Origin of the sequence: Pseudomonas putida (assembly GCF_028682175.1) — a bacterium.
Taxonomy (GTDB): Bacteria; Pseudomonadota; Gammaproteobacteria; order Pseudomonadales; family Pseudomonadaceae; genus Aquipseudomonas; species Aquipseudomonas putida_AD.
On the sequence record NZ_JANHKS010000052.1, the window covers coordinates 17,036 to 37,787 of the forward strand.

Consider the following 20,752-nt stretch of genomic DNA (forward strand, 5'->3'; position numbering starts at 1 on the left):
GTATTTATCAGGAATATAGATGGTTTACGCCTGTAGGAGCGCGCTTGCCCGCGATTACGGTCTGTCTGTGACATCACTGTCGGCTGACACACCGCCGTCGCGGGCAAGCGCGCTCCTACAGGGGTTATTCCGAAATCTGCAACTTGCGCGCTTCGGTGTACACGTACCGCACCTTCTCGTACTCGAACGGCGAGTTCATCTGCCCGTAGCGGAAGCTGGTGGTGTAGCGTCGGTCGATGGCGCGCAGCAGGTACAGCTCCGGATGGTCCTCGCTGACCTGAGCCACGTTCAGGAAGTTGATCTGCGATTCGGCAGTGAAGTCGAACACCAGGCCACCGGTGTCGCGGAAGTTCGACGGGCCGAGAATCGGCAGGACGAAGTACGGACCGGCCGGCACCCCATAGAAGCCCAGGGTCTGGCCGAAGTCTTCGCTCTGCTTGGGCAGGCCCATCTTGGTCGCCGGGTCCCACAGCCCTGCAATCCCCAGGGTGGTGTTGATGATCAGGCGCCCGGTGGTTTCCATCGAGCGCTTGCCCTTGAATTGCAACAGGCTGTTCAACAGGTTGGGCACATCGCCCAGGTTGCTGAAGAAGTTACTGACCCCGGTGCGCAGGAAACTTGGCGTGACGTATTTGTAGCCGTTGACCACCGGCAGGAACACCCACTCGTCGAAACGGTAGTTGAAGTGGTAGACGCGGCGGTTCCAGGATTCCAGCGGGTCATAGACGTTGAGGGCGTTGAGCGACGAGCGCTCGAACTCCTGCTGGTCCAGGCCCGGGTTGAATTTCAGCGACTTCAGGGGCTCGGTGAAGCCATCCGGGCTTTCCACGCGCTTGACGGGTGCGGCCTGGGACACGATGGGTGCCTCGGCGGCTTGAACAGCGCCTGCGCAGAGCAGTGCGGCAGTCAGCAAAAGATGTTTAGCCACGGAAGAACTCCAGCATGGCGTCGCTGTTGACGCGATAGTTCATGTTGCCGCAATGACCGCCATACGGGTAAACGGTCAGGCGATCGCCAAAGGTCTTGCGCAGGAAACCCAGGTCGCCCGGGCCAAGGATCACGTCGTCGGCGTTGTGCATGACGGCGATCTTCTTGCTGCCGGCCAGGTAATCCTTGAGTGCATACAGGCTCACCTGGTCGACCAGTTGCAGCAGGCTGCCACCGTCGGTGCGGGCGCGCCACATCGGGATCACCTGTTCGGTCACGTAGCAGTCGAAGTCGCACTGCAAGGCTCGCTTGAGGAACGGTGACAGGCTGGTGCCTTCGCTGATCGGCGTCTTGGGCGGGGTGATCAGGCCACGGCGGTTGATCAGGTCGGAGGTGAACGCGATGTCGGCAGCCGAGAAACGGAACGAGGTGCCGATCAGCATCGCCATCTGTTCGTTGGACAGGTGCTGCTTGGACTGCTGGAAGTCGTAGAGCAGCGCGTCGTTGAGGTCGATGTAGCCTTTCTCGCGGAAGTAGCGGGTCAGCTTCTGCAGCACCAGTTCATAGAAGGTGGTGCTGTTGGTGATGCCTTTCACCTCGGTCTGCACCAGTTTGTCCAGGTTGGTGATCGAGGTGTAGAGGTTCACCGGCGGGTTGATCAGCAGCACTTTCTTGAAGTTGAAACTGCGGCGGGTCTCGTCCAGTTTGCTGACGAAGGCTGCGTCCAGCGCGCCGAGGCTGTAGCCGGTCAGGTAATACTCGGTGACTTGCAGCTTGCTCTGCTGGGCGCGCACGGCCTGCATGACCCGGTACAGGTCTTCGGCGTCTTCGCTGGTGACGCCGGGGGTGGCGAAACGCGAGGCGGCGCTCATGAAGTCGTAGCTGGTCGGCGACGAAAGCTGTACGACGTTATACCCGGCTCCGTAATACAGGCGCTTGAGGTATTCGTTGAGTGTGCTGTTGTACGGTGCGCCGGTGCCCGCGATCAGGAAGATCAGTGGCGCCGGCTTGTCCTGCTTGGCCAGGCGATAGCGCAGTTTCTTCACTGCCCAGAAGTTGTCCGGCAGCGTGAACTCGCGATCCGGGCGCAAGGTAAGGCTGTAGTCGTCCTGGTCGATATCGGCGTCTTCAGGCACTTTCGCACGCAGATCCGGAGGCGTAGTGGCGATGGTCGCTTCAAACGGGTTGGTCAGAGGGAAGCCATAGCTGGACGGATCGACGTCGACCGCCATCACGGACGCACTCAAGAACAGGCCGCCAGACAGGGCGGCGAGGCGTAAAAAACGAAGCATGACTGAATCCCTTGGGAAGAAGTGCTGTTGAGATACGCAGGCTATGACCCGGGTACGGGGCGAAAAGTGCCGTAGTGGCATTTTGCACCGTATTTGAGTCATCCCCGTACAGACCCTAGGCGACAATACAGGTTCCAGCACCTTTGGCGTGTCAGCTTGTGCTTTTTATGTGAGGCAGATGCCGTTCGCTGTCTGCTACGGATATGCTGAGCGTCGTTTTTTTGCCCTTGGGGTGTGTTGTGTCCCGTCGTCTGCCGCAGGTATTGCTGTTACTCGCCCTGGCGCTCTGGCTGGCTGCCAGCTATGGCGTGCGCTATGGCCTGATGGAGGATGTGCGTTGGGTGGGGGCCTGTTCCGACGAGGCCGTTGCGCACTGGCAATGTTCGGTGCGTTCGAACCTGGGGCTGTTGATTCACTTCGGTGTGCTGGGCTGGGGCGCGTTGATTGCGTCGGTGCTCGGGTTTGCCTTGCCGAACCGTGTTGGCCGCTACCTTGCCTGGGTGGGTTTGCTGCTGGGGATGCTGGCGCTGGTGCTGTACTCGGCCAGCCTTGCGGTGTTTGCCGTAGTCATCGCCGGGTTGCGGTTGGTGCGTAGAACAAATACGGCCCCGTAGCAGCACGGCTTGCCGGCGGGAGCGTCGTGTCAGGCGATGCATCTTTGGCTGATCCACTGCTCCCGCCGGCAAGCCGTGCTGCTACGGAGGGGGCAGATGCATTATCTAAATCCCCGACAGCATAAAGGGGAGCCGAGGCTCCCCTTTAAATCGTTGCACGTGCTCTTTCTTATTGTTTTAGGGCGGTCTGTTGTTGTTTTTGGCAACCGGTCCCTTCACAGCGTTTTGGCGGTCCCCATCCGGGACACAAGAGCAAACGTATTTTTTTGAGCGCTTATCTGCTTTGGTCCACTTCGCTATCGCGACAGACCCAACCCGTTCGGACGCTACCTTGAGGTAGTTTTATTGTTCTCTGTAGGGTGGTGAGGCCGAAGCCCCTGCAAAGCACATCTACTCCAAAAAAATCAGTTGGCTGCGTCTCTGTACCGTTGTTCTTGTTATGTCAGAGCCGATTCATCTTATTTTTATTGGGTTTTCACATTTTGTTCTTGTTATGCAGGAGATATAGCAGGTGCCGTGCCAACTTTTTAAAAGCCTTTAAAATCAATGGGTTGCTGATTTCTCTGGTTTGTCGGCTGCTCCGGCGTCAGCTATTCTGTTTCCGTGTTACCCGGATTCTGTTCAGTAATCCCCTCAGCGGTAACACAATGTGTTCCGCACGCTGCGCCACAGCGCCAGGGTCATCAAGGCGCAGGCCAGGGCCCATCCCAGCGCCTGCGGATTGCTCCAGCCCTCACGCAGCAGTTGCGGGACGATCCCCGCGCCGACGATAAACGCCAGCAGCGCCGTCTCACGCGGCGACACCCTCACGGGCCTGAACAAATAGAAGAGGGCGGGCAGCCAGAGCGTTGCCGTGGGAAAACTGCGGTAACGAGGATCGAACACCATCGCCAGCATCATTCCTGCCGCCCCGAACCCTGCCGCGCCCAGCCACCAGAAAGCCCTGGCATCCAGCCAATTGAATGCCCGCCCGCGCCAGCCGGTTCTGGCCGACAGGGTCAAGGCGGCGTGGGCCAGCACCAGCAGATTCAACGCCACCAGTGCCAGCGCCCACAGGTACTCCCCGGTAAAACGGCTGGTGACCCGCGCCAGTTCGCCCCAAGTACCGATGCAACAGCCGCCGAACACCGCCAGCAATGGCAGGATCAGCGCCTGGCGCGGCTGGGTCACCCGTCCGGCCAGCGCCAGCGCGATCAGGGCAATCCCCCCGCTGACGGCCAGCCATACCGGCCACAGTGGCAGGTTCGACACGGGGCCGGCCAATACGCCTTTCTCCTGGCGATCAGCATCGAACAGTCCCCAGTAACCCCCGACCGCACCTTCAGCCCCGCGTTTCCACGGCTGGTCGAAGGCTTCGATCAGGTTGTAGTGCCAGCCGTTGTGCTCGGCCATGGCGACAAAACTGCGAATGAACCTCGCCTCATTGACCCGGCTCGGCAGCGCGGTTTCCCGCTGCCGGCCTTCGCTGGGCCAGCCGGTTTCACCGATCAGGATGTCTTTGGGGGCGAACTTCTCGCCGAAGGTCTGACGGATCTGCGCCACGTGAGCCAACGCATCGTCGATGCCCCTGGGGTCGTCTTCCCAGTAGGGCAGCAGGTGGATGGTCAGGAAATCCACGGCGGGCGCGATGTCCGGGTATTGCAGCCAGTACTCCCAGACATCGGCGTAGGTCACCGGTTGTCTGACCTGGGCCTTGACCCGGCCGATCAGCTTCGCCAGTTGCGCGCCGGTCACTTCCTTGCGTAACAGGGTTTCGTTACCGACGATCACAGCGGTGACAACATCGGGGTAGGCGTTGGCCTCCTTGATCAGCGCCTTGATCTCCTTGTCAGTGTCCGCTGCACTGGCGCTGACCCAGGCGCCTAGCATCACCTTCAGCCCGTGCTTGCGCGCAAGCTCCGGGATCGCCTCCAGGCCCGTCATCGAATAGGTGCGGATGCATTCAAAGCGCGTCGCCAGCAAGGCAAGGTCCGCATCCATGCGTGCGGGGCGCGGCTTGAAGGGCTGGTCGAACGGAGACTGATCCTTGTCGAACGGCGTGTAGGAGGCGCATTGCAGCTTGTGCGTGGGTGTCGCGGCGTCAGGCAAAACCACAGGTTTCCCCAGGCCGTACCAGTAACCGCACAGGGCAAACAGAGCAATCAGACAGGAGCAAATGTAAAGGACGACAGGCGAGCGGGAAGTGGCGGGCATGATCGGGCCAAAAGAGGGGCAAGCCCCTAGCTTCAAGCTTTGAGCTCCAAGCCGCAAGAGAGCGTACGGCGCCGCTTTTTCTTGCCGCTTGAGGCTTGCAGCTTGGCGCTGTCTTTTTTCATGCAATTTTCGGACGGACTGCGACTGCTTTTACGACCTGTTTGTCGTTGATGGCCCAGTGATGTCGTTTCCCGTTGCCTGAGTGTCGCTAAGAGGAAAGGCACAAGGTTGGTGGGGGTTGATGATCGTTTCGTCAACGCAGCGAGTGCGGCTGCGCAGGCAAGTGGTTAAAGCGTGAAGGCCGGGCGATGCGCCAAATGTGGGCGAGCGTCGAAGGCCAAAAAAAACGTTAACGAAATCCGACGACCGTCGGGTTCAGACTACCGGGGAAGTACAGATGAAGATGCGAAAAATCCTGGGTGCCGGTGCCGCTCTGGCACTTGCCATCAGTTCCACGCTGGCCCTTGCCGACACCAAACCTGAGCTGAGCATCGGCTACGTGGATGGCTGGTCCGACAGTGTTGCGACCACCAACGTGGCCGCCGAAGTGATTCAGCAGAAATTTGGCTATCCCGTGAAACTGCAGGCAGTCGCTGCCGGGATCATGTGGCAGGGCGTTGCTACCGGTAAACTGGACATGATGCTGTCGGCCTGGCTGCCAGTGACCCATGGCGAGTACTGGGCCAAGAACAAGGACAAGGTCACCGACTACGGCCCCAACTTCAAGGACGCCAAGATCGGCCTGATCGTGCCTGAGTACGTGAAAGCCAACTCGGTCGCCGACCTGAAGACCGACGAGTCCTTCAAGAAGAAAATCGTCGGCATCGACGCAGGTTCAGGCGTGATGATCAAGACCGACCAGGCGATCAAGGACTACGGCCTCGATGGCTACAAGCTGCAGGCCAGTTCCGGTGCCGGCATGATTGCCGAACTGACCCGTGCCGAGAACAAGAAAGAGTCCATCGCAGTGACCGGCTGGGTGCCGCACTGGATGTTCGCCAAGTGGAAACTCAAGTTCCTGGAAGATCCGAAGGGCGTGTACGGCGCGGCTGAAACCGTGGACAACATTGGCAGCCTGGACCTGGCCAAGAAAGCCCCGGACGTTGCCGACTTCCTGAAGAAATTCCAGTGGTCGAGCAAGGACGAGATCGGCGAAGTCATGCTGGCGATCCAGGACGGCGCCAAGCCTGAGCAGGCGGCGAAGGACTGGGTGGCCAAGCACCCTGAGCGCGTCAAGGAATGGACTGGCAAGTAATTCTGGCATAAAAGATTCATGTTCATCGAAACCGCCCGGCGAGCCTTCGCCGGGCGGTTTTTTATTGCCGTGCCACAACCCCCGTAGCAGCACGGCTTGCCGGCGGGGGCGTCGTGTCAGGCCATGCATTTTTCAATGACCCACCGCTCCCGCCGGCAAGCCGTGCTGCTACGGTCTAACGCTACACCCGCCAAAGTTGCCTCTTCTTTTTCCTGCGACGAGCAAGTTTGCGCGCACGGATGTAACAACTAATGTCGTTCTAATACTAAGGTCGTCTGGAGTACGGCCCAGAGCGGGCTAAAGTTGAATACGTGACATCCATCTGTGCTGCGAGGACAAAAACAATGAACGACAGCATTTACCTCTCGATTCAGAACAGCCCGCGTTTCAAGGAGCTGGTCTCGAAAAGGGAACGATTCGCCTGGATTCTCTCGGCGATCATGCTTGGGCTCTATGCCGCATTCATCCTTCTGATTGCGTATGGGCCTCAGATTCTGGGCGCCAAACTCAGCGCCACATCATCCATCACCTGGGGAATGCCGATCGGAGTCGGGTTGATCGTCTCTGCGTTCGTGCTGACAGCCATCTACGTGCGCCGCGCAAACGGCGAGTTCGATGAGCTGAACAACGCGATCCTGAAGGAGGCACAACAATGAGCCGGCGCCTGTTAGCAGCTCTGGGCCTTGCCGCTTTCGCACCGACACTCATGGCGGCGGACGCCCTGACCGGCGCCGTGCAGAAGCAACCCCTGAACATCGCTGCGATCATCATGTTCGTGGCCTTTGTAGCCTTCACCCTCTGCATTACGTACTGGGCGGCGAAAAAGAACAAAACGGCAGCTGATTATTACTCGGCGGGCGGCAAGATCACCGGTTTCCAGAACGGTCTGGCAATCGCCGGGGACTACATGTCGGCGGCGTCCTTCCTGGGTATTTCCGCACTGGTGTACGCGTCCGGCTACGACGGCCTGATCTACTCGATCGGCTTTCTGGTCGGCTGGCCGATCATTCTGTTCCTGATCGCCGAACGCCTGCGCAACCTTGGCAAATACACCTTCGCTGACGTGGCGTCCTACCGCCTCAAGCAGAAGGAAATCCGTACCCTGTCCGCCTGCGGTTCGCTGGTGGTCGTGGCGTTCTACCTGATCGCGCAGATGGTCGGCGCGGGCAAGCTGATCCAGCTGCTGTTCGGCCTGGACTACAGCGTGGCGGTGGTGCTGGTCGGTATCCTGATGTGCCTGTACGTGCTGTTCGGCGGCATGCTGGCCACCACCTGGGTGCAGATCATCAAGGCGGTGCTGTTGCTGTCCGGCGCATCGTTCATGGCGCTGATGGTGATGAAGCACGTCAACTTCGACTTCAACGTGCTGTTCTCCGAAGCCACCAAGGTTCACCCCAAAGGCGAGGCGATCATGAGCCCGGGCGGTCTGGTCAAAGATCCGATCTCCGCGTTCTCGCTGGGTCTGGCACTGATGTTCGGTACCGCTGGCCTGCCACACATCCTGATGCGCTTCTTCACCGTGAGCGATGCCAAGGAAGCCCGTAAATCGGTTCTGTACGCGACCGGCTTCATCGGCTACTTCTACATCCTGACCTTCATCATCGGTTTCGGCGCGATCCTTCTGGTCAGCACCAACCCGGCGTTCAAGGATGCAGCAGGCGCGCTGATCGGCGGCAACAACATGGCGGCGGTGCACCTGGCCGATGCCGTGGGCGGCAGCCTGTTCCTGGGCTTCATCTCGGCGGTGGCGTTCGCGACCATCCTGGCAGTGGTTGCCGGCCTGACCCTGGCTGGCGCCTCGGCGGTGTCCCATGACCTGTATGCCAGCGTGATCAAGGCGGGCAAGGCCAACGAGAAGGATGAAATCCGCGTCTCGAAATACACGACTGTTGCGCTGGCCATCGTGGCGATCCTGCTGGGTATTGCCTTCGAAAGCCAGAACATCGCGTTCATGGTCGGCCTGGCGTTCTCCATCGCGGCCAGCTGCAACTTCCCTGTGCTGCTGCTCTCGATGTACTGGAAAAACCTGACCACCCGTGGCGCCATGATCGGCGGCTGGATGGGCCTGATCAGCGCGGTCGTGCTGATGATTCTCGGCCCGACCATCTGGGTGCAGATCCTGCACCACGAGAAGGCGATCTTCCCGTACGAGTACCCGGCGTTCTTCTCGATCATCATCGCGTTCGTGGGCATCTGGTTCTTCTCGGTGACCGACAAGTCCAAGGCTGCCGAAGGCGAGCGTGAACTGTTCTATCCACAGTTCGTGCGTTCGCAGACCGGCCTGGGTGCCAGCGGTGCGGTGTCGCACTGATTCGCACTGATGTTTGAGTCAACCCGCTAAAAAAAAACGCCCCGATGATTCGGGGCGTTTTTGTTTTGTAGCGCCTGGTCACGTAGCAGCACGGCTTGCCGGCGGGAGCGGCCTCAAGTACGCCCCCGCCGGCAAGCCGTGCTGCTACGGGATATCAACCCGTGTCATATCCTGCCGAGCAGGACCAATATCAGCAGGATGACCAGAATCGTACCGATGATGCCCGATGGCCCGTAACCCCAGCTTCTGGAGTGCGGGAACACGGGAAGCCCCCCGACCAGCAGGAGGATCAGAATGATGATCAGGATCGTGCCTATGCCCATGATGAGTTCCTTTTCGTTTTTGTGAAGTGGTGTTTCATTCGGGTCGTTGCCCGGCGGGCAAAAAGGCGAACCGCTTGCAGATTCCGACCTGTGGGATAGGCAAAAGGTTCGACGAATCTGACGTAGCGGTTTGCCCGGCATATTCAGCGAGCTAATGAAGGCATTGTCTGACAATGCCGCTGTTTACACTGAGGTCACTTCCTCGGGAAACGACAAGGCACTGGCTATGCAAAATCGCATCATGATCACTGGCGCAGGATCGGGCCTGGGACGGGAAATCGCACTGCGCTGGGCCCGCGATGGCTGGCAACTGGCGCTGTCCGACGTCAACGACGCCGGCCTTCAGGAAACCCTGAAGCTGGTTCGCGCAGCCGGTGGCGACGGTTTCGTTCAGCGCTGCGATGTTCGGGACTACAGCCAGCTCACTGCCTTCGCACAGGCCTGCGAGCAGAAGCTGGGGGGCATCGACGTCATCGTCAACAACGCGGGCGTGGCGTCCGGCGGCTTCTTCGACGAGCTGTCGCTGGAAGACTGGGACTGGCAGATCGCGATCAACCTCATGGGCGTGGTCAAAGGCTGCAAGGCCTTCCTGCCGCTTCTGGAACAGAGCAAGGGCACCATCATCAATATCGCGTCCATGGCCGCCCTGATGCAGGGCCCGGCGATGAGTAACTACAACGTGGCCAAGGCCGGCGTGGTGGCGCTGTCCGAAAGCCTGCTGGTGGAGCTGCGCCAGCAGGAAATCGGTGTGCATGTGGTGTGCCCGTCGTTCTTCCAGACCAACCTGCTGGACTCCTTCCGCGGCCCGACGCCCGCCATGAAAGCCCAGGTCGGCAAGCTGCTGGAAAGCTCGCCGATCAGCGCCGCCGACATCGCCGAGTACATCCATGAACAGGTGCACAAGGGCGAATTCATGATCCTGCCCCACGAGCAGGGGCGCATGGCCTGGCAGGTCAAGCAACAGAACCCGCAGGCCATTTACGACGAGATGACCCACATGGCCGAGCGGATGCGGGCCAAGGCGCGGGGCTGACCGTCTCGCACGATCCGGGCTGCATTTTCTGATAGGGTGGCGCGCATCTTTTCGCACACCCTTGAAGGCAACCCTCGTGCTCAACTACCTCTGGTTCTTCCTCGCCGCCCTGTTCGAAATCGCCGGCTGCTATGGCTTCTGGATGTGGCTGCGCCAGGGCAAGAGCGTGCTGTGGATCATTCCCGCGTTACTCAGCCTGACCCTGTTCGCCCTGCTGCTGACGCGCATCGAAGCGGCCTACGCAGGGCGTGCCTATGCCGCATATGGCGGGATCTACATCATTGCCTCGATTGGCTGGCTGGCGGTGATCGAGCGCGTGCGGCCACTGACCTCTGACTGGATCGGCGTGGCGTTGTGCGTCATTGGCGCGACGATCATTTTGCTGGGCCCGCGCTGGTCGGTGTCTTGATCGTCCCGGCCTGAGATTGCCCCGGGAAAAATCCTGATTCTGGATGCGGACCTTTCGGCAAGGTTGTGACGCTTTTGGCCGCTTTGTAGGACGTGTCTGTCAGCCAGCGCCTTGCGGTGTTGAAGGGCATGACTGATTTGATCGCGGCGCATTGAAGCGCCAGGGCGGGCGCGTCAACCTGCTCCCTCGGTTACATCCAAGGGAGTAGGAAAAATGCTGGTACTGACGAGAGAAATAGGAGAAACCTTCTCCATCGGTGATGACATCACGGTGCAGATTCTGGGCATCACCGGCAATCAGGTGCGCCTGGGGATCGACGCCCCGCAACACGTGAAGATTCACCGCGCCGAGGTCTATAAACGGATCGCGGCACGGCTTGCGCTGATGGCAAACCAGTCGACGGGCGTCTAGACCCGAGTCCTCACGCCTTGCGGCACTTTTTCATTCGTCGAAATACTCTTTGGGCACTTCGTGCTTGAGCATCAACTGGCATTGCTGGCTGTCCAGATCGAAAAAGATCACCGCCTGACCTTTACTCAACGCATGCCGGACCCGCAGGACGCGGGTCTCAAGCGGTGTGTCGTCGCCATTGTCAGTGCCGTCGCGGGTCACGAAATCCTCGATCAGACGCGTCAGGGTGTCGGCTTCGAGTTGGTCGTGGGGGATCAGCATGGCAGTTCTCTGGGATGGCAAAAGGCAGATGGCGGGGATGCTAGCGTGCTTAACGGATGGCGGCTACAGGCCCGGCCGATGATTCGCACAAATCCCGTGAACACTCTGTTGTGCTCAAGCTTAACTTCATAAGCACCTACAGCCGATGCGCCGGGATCACTCTGTGGGAGCGGGCTTGCCCGCGAATGCGTCAGACCTGACGCATCGAGGGGGGCTGACCCGCCGCCTTCGCGGGCAAGCCCGCTCCCACAGATCCTCATTGGCCGACCATCGTAGTTATCCCAGATCCCGCAGCAGGGCTTGCGCCTCTAGCGCTGGCCTACCAGCGTATCCACCGCTGGCACCCGTGTATCGGACTCCATCTGTGCGTCATGCTCCAGTTGATGGCTGAAGTTCTCCAGGGATGCATTGGCAGGTTTGGCGTCACTGGCGAACACCGGCGGGCTCATCATGTAGGCCGCGAGCAGGCGGCTCAGGGTGTTGAGGCTGTCGATATGGGTGCGCTCGTAGCCGTGGGTCGCGTCGCAGCCGAACGCCAGCAGCGCGGTGCGGGTGTCGTAGCCTGCGGTGATCGCCGAGTGGGCGTCGCTGTAGTAATAGCGGAACAGGTCGCGGCGTACTGACAGGTCTTTTTCCTGGCCCAGGCGCAGCAGGTGCCGGGACAGGTGATAGTCGTAAGGCCCGCCGGAATCCTGCATCGCCACGCTCACGGCGTGCTCGCTGGAGTGCTGGCCCGGGGCGACGGGCGCGATGTCGATGCCAACGAACTCGCTGACGTCCCATGGCAGGCTGCCCGCCGCGCCGCTGCCGGTCTCCTCGGTGATAGTGAACAGCGGGTGGCAGTCGATCAGGGGTTCGGCGCCGCTGTCGACAATGGCCTTGAGCGCCGCGAGCAGGGCGGCGACGCCGGCTTTATCGTCCAGATGGCGGGCACTGATATGGCCGCTTTCGGTGAACTCGGGCAGCGGATCGAAGGCGACGAAATCGCCGACGTTGATCCCCAGCGACTCACAGTCGGCCCTGGTTGAGGCGTAGGCATCAAGGCGCAGCTCGATGTGGTCCCAACTGATGGGCATGGTATCGACGGCGGTGTTGAACGCATGCCCCGAGGCCATCAGCGGCAGCACGCTGCCACGGATCACGCCGGTGTCGGTGAACACGCTGACCCGGCTGCCCTCGGCAAACCGGCTGGACCAGCAGCCCACCGCCGCCAGGCCCAGGCGGCCGTTGTCCTTGACCTCGCGCACGATGGCGCCAATGGTGTCCAGGTGCGCGGAAACGGCGCGGTCGGGGCTGTTCTGCTTGCCCTTGAGCGTGGCGCGGATGGTGCCGCGACGGGTGAGTTCGAAGGGAATGCCCAACTCATCCAGACGCTCGGCGACGTAGCGCACGATGGTGTCGGTAAAGCCGGTCGGGCTTGGAATCGCGAGCATTTCCAGCAGGACTTTCTGCAGGTAATTCAGATCCGGTTCGAGGATTTTCTTTGCAGTGGTCATGGGAGCTCCTCAATTAAGCGGTACACATCACCCTCTGTAGGAGTGAGCTTGCTCGCGATAGCGGTGTGTCAGCTACGAATTCGTGACTGATAGATCGCGATCGCGAGCAAGCTCACTCCTACAGGGATTTGCGTCTAGCCGTGCACAGGCAGGCTATGGGGAAACAACAGATCGACGAAGCGCTCGGCTGTCGGCTGTGGCTCGTGGTTGGCCAGGCCGCAGCGTTCGTTGGCTTCGATGAACACGTATTCCGGCTGGTCTGCGGCCGGGACCATCAGGTCCAGGCCCACCACCGGGATGTCCAGCGCTCGGGCGGCGCGGATGGCGGCGTCTTTCAACACCGGGTGAAGGATCGCCGTGACGTCTTCCAGGCAGCCACCGGTGTGCAGGTTGGCCGTGCGCCGCACCGCCAGGCGCTGGTCGGCGGGCAGCACGCTGTCGAAGGTGAAGCCTGCGTCCTCCACGGTGCGACGGGTTTCCTCGTCCAGCGGGATCTTGCTTTCGCCACCGGTGGCGGCGGCACGGCGGCGGCTCTGGGCTTCGATCAACTGACCGATGGTGTGGCGCCCGTCGCCCATGATTTCGGCAGGGCGGCGAATGGCAGCGGCCACCACGTCAAAGCCGATGACGACGATGCGCAAATCCAGCCCTTCATGAAAGCTTTCCAGCAACACCCGTGAATCGAACTGCCGCGCACGCTCGACGGCGTCTTGCACGTCTTCAATGGTGCGCAGGTCCACCGCCACGCCTTGGCCCTGCTCGCCGTCCACCGGCTTGACCACGATGCGTTCGTGCTCGTCGAGGAAGCCCAGGTTGTCGTCGGCATTGCCCGCCAGTTGCTGCACCGGCAGTTGCAAGCCGGCGGCTTTGAGGGCCTTGTGGGTCAGGCGCTTGTCCTGGCACAGGGTCATGCTCACGGCGGTGGTCAGGTCGCTCAGCGACTCGCGGCAACGAATGCGTCGCCCTCCATGGATCAGGGTGAACAGGCCGGCTTCTGCGTCGTCCACCTGCACATCGATGCCGCGACGATGGGCCTCCTCGACGATGATCCGCGCATAGGGATTGAAGTCCGCCTGCGGGCCCGGGCCGAGAAACAGCTTTTCGTTGATGCCGTTCTTGCGCTTGATGGCGAAGGTCGGCAGGTTGCGAAAGCCCAGCTTGCTGTAGAGGTTCTTGGCCTGCTGGTTGTCGTGCAGCACCGAGAGGTCGAGATACGCAAGGCCGCGGCTCTGGAAATGCTCGATCAGGTGCCGCACCAGCACTTCGCCCACGCCGGGGCGGGTGCATTGCGGATCGACCGCCAGGCACCAGAGGCTGCTGCCGTTTTCCGGATCGTTGAAGGCCTTCTGGTGATTGAGGCCCATGACGCTGCCGATCACCGCGTTACTGGTTTCGTCCTCGGCGATCCAGTACACCGGGCCACCCTGATGGCGCGGAGTCAGCAGGGTCGGGTCGATGGGCAGCATGCCCCGGGCGATGTACAGGTTGTTGATGGCGGTCCAGTCTTCCTGGCTCTGGGCGCGGCGAATCCGAAAGCCGCGAAACACTCGCTGCGACGGACGATAGTCGCTGAACCACAGGCGCAGGGTGTCGGACGGGTCGAGGAACAGCTGCTGCGGCGATTGCGCCAGCACCTGTTGCGGCATTGCCACGTACAGCGCGATGTCTCGCTCGCCGGGCTTCTCGTTGAGGAGCTCGTTGGCCAGGGTCGCAGGGTCGGAGTAGGTGTGGCCGATCAGCAGCCGGCCCCAGCCGCAGTGCAGGGCCAGGGGCTCGGCGTCCGGCGTGCTGCCGTCTTCGGCAAAGCGCGCCTGCAGGCGCTCATAAGACGGCGCCTGCCCGCGCAGCAAGCGCTGGTTGAAGCTCGAAGCATTGGCTTTCATCAATCACAGTCCTTGTTCACTGAGCCACAGGTTCAGGGCCGCGAGTTGCCACAGCTTAGAGCCGCGCAATGGGGTCAATTGACCGTCGGGGTTGGTCAGCAGGGTGTCGAGCATGGTCGGGTTGAACAGGCCGCGATCCTGGCTGGGGTCCAGCAGCAGGTCACGCACCCAGTTCAGCGTATCGCCCTCAAGGTGCTTGAGACCCGGCACCGGGAAATAGCCTTTCTTGCGGTCGATGACCTCGGACGGGATGACCAGGCGCGCCGCTTCCTTGAGCACCTGCTTGCCGCCGTCAGGCAGCTTGAAACGTGCCGGAACTCGGGCCGACAGTTCGACCAGGCGATAGTCCAGAAACGGCGTGCGCGCTTCCAGGCCCCAGGCCATGGTCATGTTGTCGACGCGCTTGACCGGGTCGTCCACCAACATCACCGTGCTGTCCAGACGCAGGGCCTTGTCCACGCCTGCATCGGCGCCGGGCATGGCGAAGTGTTCGCGGACAAAATCACCGGCCGCGTCATTGGCGGTCAGCCATTGCGGCGCGACGGTCTTCGCGTATTCGTCGTAGCTGCGGTCGAAGAAGGCGTCGCGATAGGCCGCGTACGGGTCGTTCGCGCCGTCCACCTGCGGGTACCAGTGGTAACCGGCGAACAGCTCGTCCGCACCCTGGCCGCTCTGCACCACCTTGCAGTGCTTGGCGACTTCGCGGGACAACAGGTAGAAGGCGATGCAGTCGTGGCTGACCATCGGCTCACTCATGGCGCGGAACGCCGCAGGCAACTGCTCGATGATCTCGCTTTCCTTGATGCGCAACTGATGGTGATGGGTGCCGTAATGTTTGGCGATCAGGTCCGAATACTGGAACTCGTCGCCGCGTTCGCCGCCCGCATCCTGGAAGCCGATGGAAAAGGTCGACAGGTCTTTCACGCCGACTTCACGCAAGAGGCCGACGAGCATGCTCGAATCGACGCCGCCGGACAGCAGCACGCCCACATCCACCGCCGCCCGTTGGCGAATCGCCACCGCTTCACGGGTGCTGTCGAGCACACGGTCGCGCCAGTCTTCCAGGGTCAGGTTGGCTTCATCGGTGTGAGGGCCGTAGGGCAGGGTCCACCAGGTTTTCTGCTCGACCTTGCCCCCGGCACTCACACGCATCCAGGTGGCGGGCGGAATTTTTTCGACGCCGGCCAGCAAGGTGCGCGGGGCAGGGACCACGGCATGGAAGTTCAGGTAGTGGTTCAACGCCACCGGATCGAGCATCGGACTGATGTCGCCGCCTTTGAGCAAGGCAGGCAGGGCCGAAGCGAAACGCAGGCGCTTGTCGGTGAGCGACAGGTACAGGGGTTTGACGCCCAGGCGGTCGCGGGCGATGAACAGGCTGTTGTTGTCGCGCTCCCAGATGGCAAAGGCAAACATGCCGTTGAGCTTGGGCAGGATGTCGGCGCCCCAGGCGTGATAACCCTTGAGCAGCACTTCGGTATCGCCACCGGAATGGAATTGATAGCCCAGGCTTTCCAGTTCGGCACGCAGTTCGGGAAAGTTGTAGATCGCGCCGTTGAAGGCCAGGGACAGGCCCAGATGGCTGTCGATCATCGGCTGCGCCGAGCCGTCGGACAGGTCCATGATTTTCAGGCGGCGATGGCCCAGGGCAATCGGCCCCTGGCTATGAAAGCCCCACGCATCCGGCCCGCGAGGCGCCAGGTGATGGGTGATGCGTTCTACTGCGGCGAGGTCCGCAGGTTGGTTGTCGAAACGTAACTCTCCAGCTAATCCGCACATAAGTCCTTACCGGTTTTCCGTTGGGGAACGTGGCCGGGGAAGTCCGGCTACCCTAAGACTGACCGGTGAGGATTGTGAGAGTTTTAGAACGATCGGTTATAAGGACGAGGGTTTACACCATTCCGGCAGGTACGCGATCCCGTAGCAGCACGGCTTGCCGGCGGGGGCGATCTTGAGGCCGCTCCCGCCGGCAAGCCGTGCTGCTACGGGGTATGCGGCGTGGTCGAGAGCGCTCAATACCCGGTCATTTCCAGATACCCCACGCCTTTCTGGCTGCCGCTGACGGTCACCGGGCCTTCCCAGTAGGGAATCTGCAAATTCATCCACGCCTGTGTGTTGAGCGCCTCGACCGAGATGTCCAGGCCTTTGGCCGGGATCTTCACCGACCATTGTGTGGGCATGTCGCGGCCATCGACGTCGGTGGTGTCCTGGGGCTCAAGTTCTATGTCGCCCGCCTTGAGCAACTGCGTGCTGCCATCGGCACCGATCCAGGTGCCGGTCAGGTACGGCGCGCCTTCTTTTTGCCGCATGCGGTAGAGCATCACCTCCGAGCCGTCATTCAAGTGCAGGGAGAACCAGTCCCAGCCGGTCTGGTTTTCGGTCAGCGGCTGGCTGCTCCATTCCCGGTCCAGCCATGCCGGGCCTGACACTTGATAAGCCTTGCCGTCGATCTCGATGCTGCCCTCGGCCTGAAAGAATGGCTGGCTGTAGTAATACGACGCCTGGCCCTGCTCGGACTTCTGGCTGAAGCCCTGCTTGCCTTGCAGCACCAGCGGCTTGCTGGCGGTGAGGTGCAGGTTGTAGGCGAACTTCGGATCCTGCGCGGTCAATTGCATGCTCGCCAGTGGATCGTCGGAAGTCGATTGACTGCTCAGCGTCCAGTTGTCGATCCACGCCGAAAACGGCGCAGAGGTCACGCCCGCCTGACCGACGCCGCCTCTCGCATAGGCTTCGGCGGCGTAGTGCTCGTCGCTGGAGGTCACTGCTGCGTGGCCCATCCACAGGTTGCGATTGCTCCAGCCCTGGTCGCTGTTTTCAACGCTGGCCGAGCGGGGCAGGGCGTTGCGGAACAGCGTCCACTGCACACCGAATGACTCGCCGTCGGCGTTTGTCAGGTTGGCGGTGATGTACCACCACTCGATGCGAAAATCGTTGTGCGGGCCGTGATCCTCCGGGAACGACCAGCGCTTGTCCGGCGTCACCTGCGCGTAGCTGGCGGCATCGTCGGCGAGGCCAGCGAAGCCTTTCTCTTCTTCGGGCTTGTCATCGCAGCCGCTCAACAGCAGCACCACCATCAGCAGGGCAATCGCCTTAGGTTTCATTGGCGAAGGTCCTCAACAAATCGGCAGGGCGGGTGCGGTACAGGCGATACAGCGGCCAGGCCGACGCCAGCAGGATGGCAAGCATCGCCAGCAGCATCAGGCGCAGCAGCTGCATGGGGAAGATCTGCCACGGCAGGCGCCAGCCGAAGGCCTGCACGTTGATCACTGCATCCAGGCACCACGCCAGCAACAGCCCCAATGGAATCGCCAGCACCAGGGTCAGAACCGCCAGCAGCCAGGTTTGCGCCAGGTTGAGCAGCATCAGTTGCCGGCGCGTCACGCCCAGCGCCCACAGTGGCGCCAGTTGTCCCAGACGGCTCTGGCTCTGGGTCAGCAGGCTGATGAACAGCGCCACACCGGCCACCATCAGCGTCAGGCTGTTGAGGGCGGCAGTGGCGGCGAAGGTGCGTTCGAACACCTGCCGCGACCAGGCCTTGAGCTGGATCTGGTCGACGATGCGGTTGTCGTCGATGGTGAATTTGTTGTGCAGCACCCGCAGCAATTGCGGGATGGCGCGAGGGTCGATGCGCAGGTTGAAGCGATTGGGTGCCAGGTTCGGCCAGTGCTCGAGCAGGTGGTCCGAGTTGACCAGAATGTGGCCCTTGGGGTTGCCGTAGTCGGCATAGATACCGACCACACGCAGCTGCCATCCGCCCTCGGGGGCGGGCAGCGTGACCTCATCGCCGACGCCGACGTTCAGCCGCCGGGCCAACTGTTCGCTGAGCATCAGGGTGTCGTCCTTGGCCAGTTGCCCCCAGGGATCGTCGCCCGCCGCTTCCAGCAACGGCCAGTGTTGCCGGTAGTGCGGGTTATCGATGATGCCGTACAGCTCGGCAGGCCAGCCGTGCAGTTGCAGCGACACCTGCCAGTTGGGCAACACGGCGGAAGTCAGCGGTTGCTCGCTCAGCCATTTCTGCAAGGGTGCTGCCTGTGCGGCGTTCTGCGGATTGATGTACAGCTCGGCGCTCAGGCGTTGTTCCAGCCAGTGGTTGAAGGTCTGGCGAAAACCTGCGGTCATGCTGCCCGCACCGATGTTGGCGGCCATCGCCAGCAGCAGCGCCATCAACGCCAGACTCAGGGCTGGCAGTTGCTGACGGCAGTCGGCGAGAAACCACTGGCCCAGCACCGAGCGGCTCTTGCCCAGCAAGACGTTGAGCAGGGCGTTGAGCAACACCGGCAAGCCCAGTGCCGCACTCAGCAACAGGCTGGCCATCAGGACGAAACCCACCGCCAGGCTGTTGCCGAATACCGCAGCCAGAATGGCGATCAGCGCGGCGATGGCGGCAATCCAGCCCTGGCGCTTGAGCCAGCGGGCGTGGGTGTCCTGCCAGGCCTGGGCGTTGGCCAAGGCCAGCAACGGCAGGCGCGCCGCGCGCAACAGGCTGCTGGCACCGGCGAGAAACGCCCCCAGCAGGCTGACCCCCAGCCCGCTCAGCCACCACCAGATGCTGAGGTTGAGGTGCCCGGCCACTTCGGCGCCATACAGCCCGCGCAGGCTGGCGGCGACGTCCGGCAGCAGCACGCTGGCCAACCAGTAACCGCTGATGACCCCGGCAATGCCGCCGAGCAGGGCCAGCACGCCCAGTTCGATCACCAGGCTGCCGATCAGCCCTCGTGCACTGACCCCGCAAGCCCGCAGATTGCGCAGCAGGCCACGGCGCTGTTCCAGCGCTAGGCCAATCGCCGCATGCACGATGAACAGCCCGACCACGAACGACAGAAAGCCCAAGGCGTCCAGATTCAGGTGGAAGCTTTCGGTGAGGCGACCCAGGTCGTTGTCTTCGCCGCTCTTGCGCATCACCAGTTCGCCCTTGATCCCGTCGGGCAGCTCGGGGCTGCTGTCGGCGAAATCCCTGGGCAGGATCAGCCGGGAAATCTGCCCCGGCTGGTTGAGCAGTTGCTGGGCGAAACCGATGTCCATCATCAACAGCCCCGGCGCCATGTCGGCCTGGGCCCGCAAGGGCGGCAGGATCTGCCCGTTCTCGCTGACAGGGCGCTCGCCTTCGTGCAGCCCCAGCGCTTGCATGGTCTGCGGGGAAATCCAGGTGCTGCCCGGCGGGGTGAAGAAGTCGACGATCTGCTCGGTGTCCAGCGATTGCCCCGCCAGCGCGGTATTGACGGGCAGCGACACCGGCTCGATGCCCAGCACGGTCAGGCGCTGGTCGGGCAAGTCCTTGAGCGTGACCCGCCCGCGCAGTGCGGGGGATACCGGCCAGCCATCGCGGCGCAGGGTGACGAACAGCTCCTGGGAGAAGTTCGCGCCGTTGGGCGCCACCAGAATCTTTTGTGGCTCGCCGCCAATCAGCTGCGCGGCCCGGGAATAGCTTTCCTGGGCCTGACTGTTGAGCGCCTGCACGCCGGTCAGCAGGCTGGTGGCCAGCCACAGCCCGGTGAGCACGCTGAAGAATTGCACAGGGTGACGCCGCCAGTGGCTGAGCAGCGCCTTGAGCGTCCAGAAGAATACCGGCATCAGGCTTCGCCTTCGCCAGCCAGACGGCCCAGATGCAGTACGGTCTGGCGATGCAGGCGTGCCGCGATTCGCGGGCTGTGGGTCACCATTAACAGGCTGGTGGGGGTGTCGGCCAGCAGGTCCATCAGCAGATTCAGGACTTCATCGCTGGTGTTTTCGTCGAGGTTGCCAGTGGGTTCATCGGCCAGCAGCAGGCCGGGGCGCGAGGCCAGGGCGCGGCCAATGGCGACGCGCTGCTGTTGGCCGCCGGAGAGTTGTTCGGGGTAGCGCTTGAGCAGGGCACCCAGGCCCAGACGCTCGGTCAGCTCGGCTTGCCACTGCGGATCGAAGCGCCCGGCGAGCCGCGCCTGAAAGGCCAGGTTGTCCTCGACCTTGAGGCTGCCGATCAGGTTGAACTGCTGGAACACCAGGCCGATTTCCGTGCGCCGCCAGTTGGCCAGTTGCGGCTCGTTCATCTGGTCGAGCCTGTGGCCGGCGATGTCGATGCTGCCCTGATCGACCTGGTCCAGGCCGGCCACCAGGTGCAACAGGGTGCTCTTGCCGCTGCCGGACTCGCCCATCAGCGCCAGGCTTTCGCCCTGGCCCAATTGCAAATCCACCCCCTGCAACACCGCCAGCGGGCCTTGGGCCGTGGCATAGCTCTTGAACACGCCTTGGACTTGCAGCATCGACATGCACCTGACAGAAGGGTACGAGGAGCATACCGGGCAGGCCTCTGTTCTGCACCTGCCGCGCATGCACCTCCCCGTAGCAGCACGGCTTGCCGGCGGGGGCGG

General features: G+C 62.0%; 18 protein-coding genes. 7 read left to right on the forward strand and 11 right to left on the reverse strand.

What is annotated here, in order from left to right; translation table 11 throughout:
- Positions 1-124: 124 nt before the first annotated feature.
- Both NPS29_RS24535 and NPS29_RS24540 read right to left on the reverse strand, forming a co-directional pair.
- Positions 125-928 carry an MlaA family lipoprotein gene (locus tag NPS29_RS24535; RefSeq protein WP_274135769.1) on the reverse strand — a complete coding sequence of 268 codons (804 nt, stop codon included), beginning with the start codon at positions 926-928 and terminating at the stop codon, positions 125-127.
- Complete coding sequence (locus tag NPS29_RS24540; RefSeq protein ID WP_274135770.1) at positions 921-2,219, reverse strand: serine/threonine protein kinase; 1,299 nt, start codon at positions 2,217-2,219, stop codon at positions 921-923. Before NPS29_RS24540 ends, NPS29_RS24535 begins: the two co-directional genes overlap by 8 nt.
- 239 nt (positions 2,220-2,458) lie before the next feature.
- Here NPS29_RS24540 and NPS29_RS24545 point away from each other — a divergent pair, with 239 nt between their 5' ends.
- A complete protein-coding gene (locus NPS29_RS24545; RefSeq protein WP_274135771.1) occupies positions 2,459-2,833 on the forward strand; it encodes a hypothetical protein in 375 nt (124 codons plus the stop codon).
- A 633-nt stretch (positions 2,834-3,466) separates the two neighbouring features.
- Here the strand turns inward: NPS29_RS24545 and NPS29_RS24550 are convergent.
- Positions 3,467-5,026: a glycosyl hydrolase family 17 protein gene (locus tag NPS29_RS24550; protein ID WP_274135772.1), complete on the reverse strand. Its 1,560-nt coding sequence runs from the start codon at positions 5,024-5,026 to the stop codon at positions 3,467-3,469.
- Between the two features lie 397 nt (positions 5,027-5,423).
- Between NPS29_RS24550 and NPS29_RS24555 the strand changes: the two genes are divergently transcribed.
- The 3 genes from NPS29_RS24555 (at position 5,424) to NPS29_RS24565 (ending at position 8,592) form a co-directional block, all read left to right on the forward strand.
- Entirely contained in the window at positions 5,424-6,281 is an 858-nt protein-coding gene (locus NPS29_RS24555) for a glycine betaine ABC transporter substrate-binding protein (protein ID WP_274135773.1), read from the forward strand.
- 344 nt (positions 6,282-6,625) lie between these two features.
- Positions 6,626-6,937 (forward strand): DUF485 domain-containing protein, encoded by a 312-nt coding sequence (locus NPS29_RS24560; protein ID WP_274135774.1) that lies wholly within the window; start codon positions 6,626-6,628, stop codon positions 6,935-6,937.
- On the forward strand, positions 6,934-8,592 hold the full coding sequence (locus tag NPS29_RS24565; protein WP_274135775.1) for a cation acetate symporter: 1,659 nt from the start codon (positions 6,934-6,936) through the stop codon (positions 8,590-8,592). Before NPS29_RS24560 ends, NPS29_RS24565 begins: the two co-directional genes overlap by 4 nt.
- Before the next feature lie 164 nt (positions 8,593-8,756).
- On the opposite strand, the gene NPS29_RS24570 is transcribed toward NPS29_RS24565, so the two are convergent.
- Positions 8,757-8,915: a DUF3309 family protein gene (locus tag NPS29_RS24570; RefSeq protein ID WP_020290439.1), complete on the reverse strand. Its 159-nt coding sequence runs from the start codon at positions 8,913-8,915 to the stop codon at positions 8,757-8,759.
- A gap of 226 nt (positions 8,916-9,141) precedes the next feature.
- Between NPS29_RS24570 and NPS29_RS24575 the strand changes: the two genes are divergently transcribed.
- The 3 genes from NPS29_RS24575 (at position 9,142) to csrA (ending at position 10,768) form a co-directional block, all read left to right on the forward strand.
- Positions 9,142-9,948, forward strand: coding sequence for an SDR family oxidoreductase (locus NPS29_RS24575; RefSeq protein WP_274135776.1), 807 nt, complete (start codon positions 9,142-9,144; stop codon positions 9,946-9,948).
- Positions 9,949-10,024: 76 nt separating this feature from the next.
- Positions 10,025-10,357 (forward strand): YnfA family protein, encoded by a 333-nt coding sequence (locus NPS29_RS24580; protein ID WP_274135777.1) that lies wholly within the window; start codon positions 10,025-10,027, stop codon positions 10,355-10,357.
- Between the two features lie 213 nt (positions 10,358-10,570).
- The gene (gene csrA, locus NPS29_RS24585) at positions 10,571-10,768 is read left to right on the forward strand and encodes a carbon storage regulator CsrA (RefSeq protein ID WP_274135779.1); all 198 of its coding nucleotides are present in this window, start codon (positions 10,571-10,573) and stop codon (positions 10,766-10,768) included.
- A gap of 30 nt (positions 10,769-10,798) precedes the next feature.
- On the opposite strand, the gene NPS29_RS24590 is transcribed toward csrA, so the two are convergent.
- The 7 genes from NPS29_RS24590 to NPS29_RS24620 all read right to left on the reverse strand — a co-directional run bounded on the left by NPS29_RS24590 (position 10,799) and on the right by NPS29_RS24620 (position 20,644).
- Positions 10,799-11,029 carry a YheU family protein gene (locus NPS29_RS24590; protein WP_081566003.1) on the reverse strand — a complete coding sequence of 77 codons (231 nt, stop codon included), beginning with the start codon at positions 11,027-11,029 and terminating at the stop codon, positions 10,799-10,801.
- Positions 11,030-11,337: 308 nt separating this feature from the next.
- A complete protein-coding gene (locus NPS29_RS24595; RefSeq protein WP_274135780.1) occupies positions 11,338-12,525 on the reverse strand; it encodes an osmoprotectant NAGGN system M42 family peptidase in 1,188 nt (395 codons plus the stop codon).
- 134 nt (positions 12,526-12,659) lie between these two features.
- A complete protein-coding gene (gene ngg / locus NPS29_RS24600) occupies positions 12,660-14,408 on the reverse strand; it encodes an N-acetylglutaminylglutamine synthetase (RefSeq protein WP_274135781.1) in 1,749 nt (582 codons plus the stop codon).
- A gap of 3 nt (positions 14,409-14,411) precedes the next feature.
- Positions 14,412-16,184: an N-acetylglutaminylglutamine amidotransferase gene (locus NPS29_RS24605; RefSeq protein WP_274135782.1), complete on the reverse strand. Its 1,773-nt coding sequence runs from the start codon at positions 16,182-16,184 to the stop codon at positions 14,412-14,414.
- A 233-nt stretch (positions 16,185-16,417) separates the two neighbouring features.
- Positions 16,418-17,506 carry a lipocalin-like domain-containing protein gene (locus NPS29_RS24610; RefSeq protein WP_274135783.1) on the reverse strand — a complete coding sequence of 363 codons (1,089 nt, stop codon included), beginning with the start codon at positions 17,504-17,506 and terminating at the stop codon, positions 16,418-16,420.
- A complete protein-coding gene (locus tag NPS29_RS24615) occupies positions 17,496-19,976 on the reverse strand; it encodes an FtsX-like permease family protein (protein ID WP_274135785.1) in 2,481 nt (826 codons plus the stop codon). The genes NPS29_RS24610 and NPS29_RS24615 overlap by 11 nt, the downstream gene beginning before the upstream one ends.
- Entirely contained in the window at positions 19,976-20,644 is a 669-nt protein-coding gene (locus tag NPS29_RS24620) for an ABC transporter ATP-binding protein (protein ID WP_274135787.1), read from the reverse strand. The genes NPS29_RS24615 and NPS29_RS24620 overlap by 1 nt, the downstream gene beginning before the upstream one ends.
- Positions 20,645-20,752: the final 108 nt, after the last annotated feature.